Raw genomic sequence first — 5,503 nt, 5'->3', positions numbered from 1 at the left:
GAAAAAGATAAGGTGTATTAGGAATACCCAGCGCATCGTACCAAAGCTTAGATGTAATTTTATTAAAGCTGTTAGCACTGGCTTCTGGACCACAACCTAAATATGGGATGCCAGCCAGCTCGAGCATCGATTGAATGTCGCCCGTTTCCCCTGGATAACCATGAATGCAAGGAACCACAAAATCGATATTGACGGCGACGCCATTGGTATTCAACGTTGCAGCATTCGTATCTAAGAAACTCAGATCGCCCTTTTCACTGTACCAACCATCGGGTCGCATTTCGACGCGAATAACTTGAAAACCTTCTGTTTTTTCAAGTTGTGCTTGTAAATAGTTAGCTGACACAAGTGAAACTTCATGTTCTGACGAACCGCCACCACATAATAATAGGATTGTTGTTTGAGTCATTAAAATCTGTCCATGCTGCTGACGAATAAACTATAAATCATGATAATCAATTCAGTGTGAAGTTACACGGTTTTAGCCAAGGAAAACCTTTTTACTGTTGTAACAGGCTAAGTTATAAGCAATAAAGGGGCATAAGCCCCTTTGATCATTTATTCGCGATAAAATCCAGAATCAGTTTAACTTATTGAGTGTCGGAAATTCCGAATTTTTGATGGTATCAATACTTTTGGCAAAAGGTTTCATTGCTTGAAACTCGGTTGGCAGTGTTTTAATTGCTTCAACAGCATCGGCACGAGTTGCGTAGTCACCATAAAGTACGGTGTACCACTTGGTTCCATTCACTACTTTATAATTTTCCCAAATAGGTTGGCCGTCAGAATTGGGCAGTTTACTGGCAAACTGATCAACTTTATTCTGTGATCCAACAGCAACGACCTGAATGGTGTAGCCAAAACGCGGATTCATTGCCGTCTGTTTAGCTGTCGGTGGAATGAGCGCTACTGCGGCTTTGCTTTGAGGGCTCATCTTAACGACTTTTTTCTCTGTATCGTTAGGAGACATCTTCACCACATTCGTTTCGACATTGCTCTCAGAAATTCCAGTAGCCATGCCTTCCTGAGCGACTACTGGTTGCTGAACCGGAGCAACTTTGTACTCTTCACGATGGCTTTCAGAGGTGACATCGGTAATGTATGTATCAGATGCACAGGCAGCCAGAAGCACTGATAAACCGACAATTGTGATTTTTTTCATGAATTGTTCAACGCCTTAAGTAGAAATTACTATAAATCATGCCGATAGCGACGCTCAGAATCAAGCTCGCTTTGTGATTATATACCTTTGTACTGTGATTTATGGCACAAAGTCGCAGTTGTCTCACGACGTAATGATCACAATCAAACCAATATAGTGAACAAGGATAGCATTTGTTCGCTAAGCTAACGGTAATTCGTGAGTGAAAGGTTCATCAACATGAACAATTTAAATCCATTCCTGAAACCAAAATCGATCGCGGTTGTTGGTGCATCAGTACGCTCGCTTCGTGCTGGCAATATTGTGATGAAGAACCTACTTCAAGGAGGCTTCGATGGTGCGATTATGCCTGTCACGCCTTATTATCCATCCGTCTGTGGCGTATTGGCCTACAAAAGTATCGAATCTCTGCCTATCGTCCCTGATATTGCGATTTTATGCACGCACGCAACACGCAACGTCACCTTATTTAAGCAATTGGCAGATAAAGGCATCAGCTCCGTCATCGTACTTTCATCTGATATGTATACTGAAGATGCTCAAGGAGTCGAAATCCAAGCCCAATGTTCTAGAATTGCAAAATCGGCAGGAATGCGCATTTTGGGCCCCAATAGCTTAGGGCTGATCCTACCTTGGTTAAATTTCAACGCTTCGTTTTCTCCTGTCACAGCCTTAAAAGGTAACATTGCCTTTATTTCACAATCTGCAGCGGTTTGTACCACGATTTTAGATTGGGCAAATGACAAAGAGATCGGATTTTCAGCATTTATTTCTCTTGGTAATGCCAGCGACATCGATTTCTCTGACTTGCTTGATTGCCTGAGCACGGATAGACACACCCAAGCCATTTTGCTTTATGTTGATACGATTAAGGATGCTCGCCGTTTTATGTCGGCAGCGCGTGCCGCGTCACGTAACCGGCGAATCTTAGTATTAAAAGGAGGAAGAACGCTTGCTGGACGTAAAGCGGCGCAAGCACATACTGGTGGAGACAATACACTCGACATTATTTATGACTCCGCAATTCAACGCACGGGTATGTTACGGGTGAATAATACCCATGAACTCTTTGCCGCTGTTGAAACACTCACTCACTCCGTTCCATTACGAGGTGAACGTCTTGCTATTATTACCAATGGTGGCGGGCCAGCTATTATGGCCGTCGATACCTTGTTAGATCGAGGCGGAAAGCTTGCCGATCTTGAAGAGTCTACTTATCAAAAACTAAATCAGTGCCTGCCTAAAAGTTGGTCTCACAGTAATCCGGTCGATATGGTGGGTGATGCGGATCATACTCGCTACGTTAATACACTAAATGTGCTGCTAGATAGTGATAAAACCGATGCCATTCTCATTATGCACAGCCCATCTGCGATTGCGCAGTCTGAGCAAACCGCTCAAGCGGTGGTCGACGCGATTAAAGCGCACCCTCGCCATAAACGTTTTAACATCCTAACCAATTGGTCAGGTGAACTTACCGCGCGCCCGGCTAGACAAATATTTACCCAAGCGGGCATTCCAACCTATCGAACGCCAGAAAGTGCAGTAGTGGCATTCATGCACTTAGTCGAGTACCGTCGAAATCAAAAGCAACTAATGGAAACGCCGACGACCGCAGAACTCGTTCACGTGTCAGAAATACACAGCGCGCAGCAATGGATAGCGGAGCAACTGGATATACACCCTACCCGCCACCTTGATACACACCAAATAGGCAAGCTATTTAAATGTTTTAATTTTAACGTATTACCAACTTGGATAGCTTCTGATGCCAGTGAAGCGGTACATATTGCCGAGCAAATTGGTTACCCAGTCGTGGTGAAATTGCGTTCGCCCGATATTACGCATAAATCAGATGTGCAAGGCGTGATGCTCAATCTACGCAACCGCCACGAAGTGGCAAGCGCAGCACAAGCGATATTGGATCGCACGCAGATCTCGTATCCTTCCGCTAATGTTCATGGGTTATTGGTTCAGGCAATGGCAAAGCTCGCTGGCGGTGAAGAGCTCAGGATCAAAGTGATCACTGATACAACCTTTGGCCCGGTCATTTTACTGGGACAAGGTGGTTCAGAATGGGATGAATCAATCGATGCCGCCGCCGCACTCCCCCCACTGAATATGACGCTCGCTCGTTATCTGATTGTCAGAGCAATACGCAGCGGGAAAATTCGGCTGCAAAAACTACCAGAGCCAATGAATATTGATGGGTTATCTGAGTTTTTAGTTCGTATCTCGCAGATGATTATTGAATGTCCACAAATAGATGAATTAGATATTCACCCGGTTTTAGCCAATGGCAATCAATTCACCATATTGGATGCCAACTTAGTCCTAAAAGATTACCAAGGCGACGGACAAAGTAGATTAGCTATCCGCCCCTATCCAAGTGAGTTTGAAGAAAGTGTGATCCTAAAGGACAACTCGGCCATTACCTTACGCCCAATCTTGCCCGAAGATGAGCCGCATCATGCAGAGTTTATCCGTAACGTATCAAAAGAAGATTTGTACAAACGCTTTTTTTCGGATGTCGGCGAGTTTAACCATGAAGCCTTAGCCAATTTTACTCAAATTGACTATGACCGAGAAATGGCTTTTGTCGCAGTGGATCATACCAATGATCAAGAGAGTATTATTGGCGTTTCACGAGCACTCATTAACCCTGAGAATAGCGATGCTGAGTTCGCCATCTTGATCCGTTCGGATTTAAAAGGAAAAGGTTTAGGTAAAATCTTGCTGCAAAAAATCATCGACTATTGTCGCTTGAAAGGAACCTTACAAATTTCCGGCATGACCATGCCAACCAACCGAGGCATGTTGACGCTAGCGCAAAAATTAGGTTTTGAGATTGAAGTGCATTTCGAAGATGGGACGGCAGATATGGTTTTGATCTTAAATAAACCAGAATAAAGCCGTAGCGATCAGATTTGATCACTGCGATCCGCCCAAAATTTTAACTTAGCACCCAGTTTTTCTTGAGGTATTGCACACACCACGACTTTGCTTCGCCCATTTTATTACGCCGCCATGCCATAATGATCTGCATCGATTTTTCTTCAGATCCGCTGATTGCTTTCAGTTTACCTGAGGCGATCAGTGGCTCTGCTATCTGTTTAGGTAATGTGCCAATACCTAACCCTTCCACTAACGCGGCACATTTTGCGCTGAAATTAGTTACCGTCAGACGCGGCTGTTTTTGCAAAATATTCACGCTCATTGCAGGCTGGTCACGCGCGGTATCGGCAATCGCAATCACTCGATACTTTTGCCTTGCTTCTTCATCAAATGCACCGCTTCGTTTGTGCACGTAATGCGAGCTGGCCGCTACCCAAACCATTGACATAGTTCCTATGGTTTCTGCTTTTACATCTTGTGGTAACGTATCGATACGTGGGCAAATCAGCAAATCGGCTCGATCGGTTGAAAGTGACTCCCAACACCCCGCTAAAATTTCTTCTTGAAGACGGATTCGTGTTTTACTGACATTACCTAACGCTTCAACCATTGGGAAAAAATTATGAATAGGGATAATACCGTCAAATGCGACCGTCAAATCCAGTTCCCAACCATTCGCTAACAAGGTTGCGTCATTCACCAATTTTTCTGTCGCCGATAAAATGGCTCTACCCCGCTCAAGAATGAGCAAGCCGGCTTCAGTAAACGTCGCTTTATGCCCTGAACGGTCAAAAATAGTGATATCTAAATCTTGTTCCAATTTTTGGATCTGATAACTCAGCGATGATGGTGCACGGCTTAGCTCATTTGCCGCCGCAGCAAAGCTGCCTCGTCTATCAATCGCATCTAAAATATGAAGCGCTTCTAAGGTAATTGGACTTTGCAAAATGGACATCCTTTGGTGAAATTGCAGTGAGTATGCAATAACGAGTATGCCTTATTTATCATCGTTGTGGTATCTCTGACGGGATGGAAAATAGACGAGGAGAACTGGTTTGGAACCAAAAATCGTAGAAATAACAAAGCCAGTTTAATACTGGCTTTGAGACACATTCATTTAAAAAGGGGTAGAAAAGTTATCAATGAGTGAGTCTATTTCTTATTTTCTGACATCTCTTTCTTAACCATGACCGCTGCAGCCACGATAAAAACGATGATTAATCCAAGCTCCATGTAAAACCTCGATAAGTGTGTAAAATTAAAGGCTAAAATATAAACAACGCGATTCTAGCAGACTGGAAAAATATAGACAGCTTTTAACGTATTGCTAACGTTTTTAGCGACTCAGTTCAAAAAGAGCGTGAATACAGAAAAATGGTAATTTTCATCACATCCGTAACTCTAGATTGTTATATTCTCTTCCTACTTGAAGCTACAGCGGTGTTT

General features: G+C 43.6%; 3 protein-coding genes and 1 pseudogene. 1 reads left to right on the top strand and 3 read right to left on the bottom strand.

Features of this window, described 5'->3' with window-relative positions:
* A pseudogene (locus tag B9J84_RS14410) lies at positions 1 to 409 on the bottom strand (D-alanine--D-alanine ligase A); the annotation flags it as partial.
* A gap of 171 nt (positions 410 to 580) precedes the next feature.
* Positions 581 to 1,162, bottom strand: coding sequence for an SPOR domain-containing protein (locus B9J84_RS14405; protein ID WP_013867790.1), 582 nt, complete (start codon positions 1,160 to 1,162; stop codon positions 581 to 583).
* Positions 1,163 to 1,381: 219 nt separating this feature from the next.
* On the opposite strand from B9J84_RS14405, the gene B9J84_RS14400 reads away from it, so the two are divergent.
* Positions 1,382 to 4,072 carry a bifunctional acetate--CoA ligase family protein/GNAT family N-acetyltransferase gene (locus B9J84_RS14400; RefSeq protein ID WP_094124429.1) on the top strand — a complete coding sequence of 897 codons (2,691 nt, stop codon included), beginning with the start codon at positions 1,382 to 1,384 and terminating at the stop codon, positions 4,070 to 4,072.
* A 43-nt stretch (positions 4,073 to 4,115) separates the two neighbouring features.
* Here the strand turns inward: B9J84_RS14400 and B9J84_RS14395 are convergent, their stop codons facing one another.
* On the bottom strand, positions 4,116 to 5,003 hold the full coding sequence (locus B9J84_RS14395; protein ID WP_064626157.1) for a LysR family transcriptional regulator: 888 nt from the start codon (positions 5,001 to 5,003) through the stop codon (positions 4,116 to 4,118).
* Positions 5,004 to 5,503 lie beyond the last annotated feature (500 nt).

The organism is Vibrio sp. V03_P4A6T147, assembly GCF_002241085.1.
Lineage (GTDB): Bacteria > Pseudomonadota > Gammaproteobacteria > Enterobacterales > Vibrionaceae > Vibrio > Vibrio anguillarum.
The sequence above is the reverse complement of the archived record's forward strand: the minus strand, read 5'-3'. Positions and strand labels throughout refer to the sequence as shown.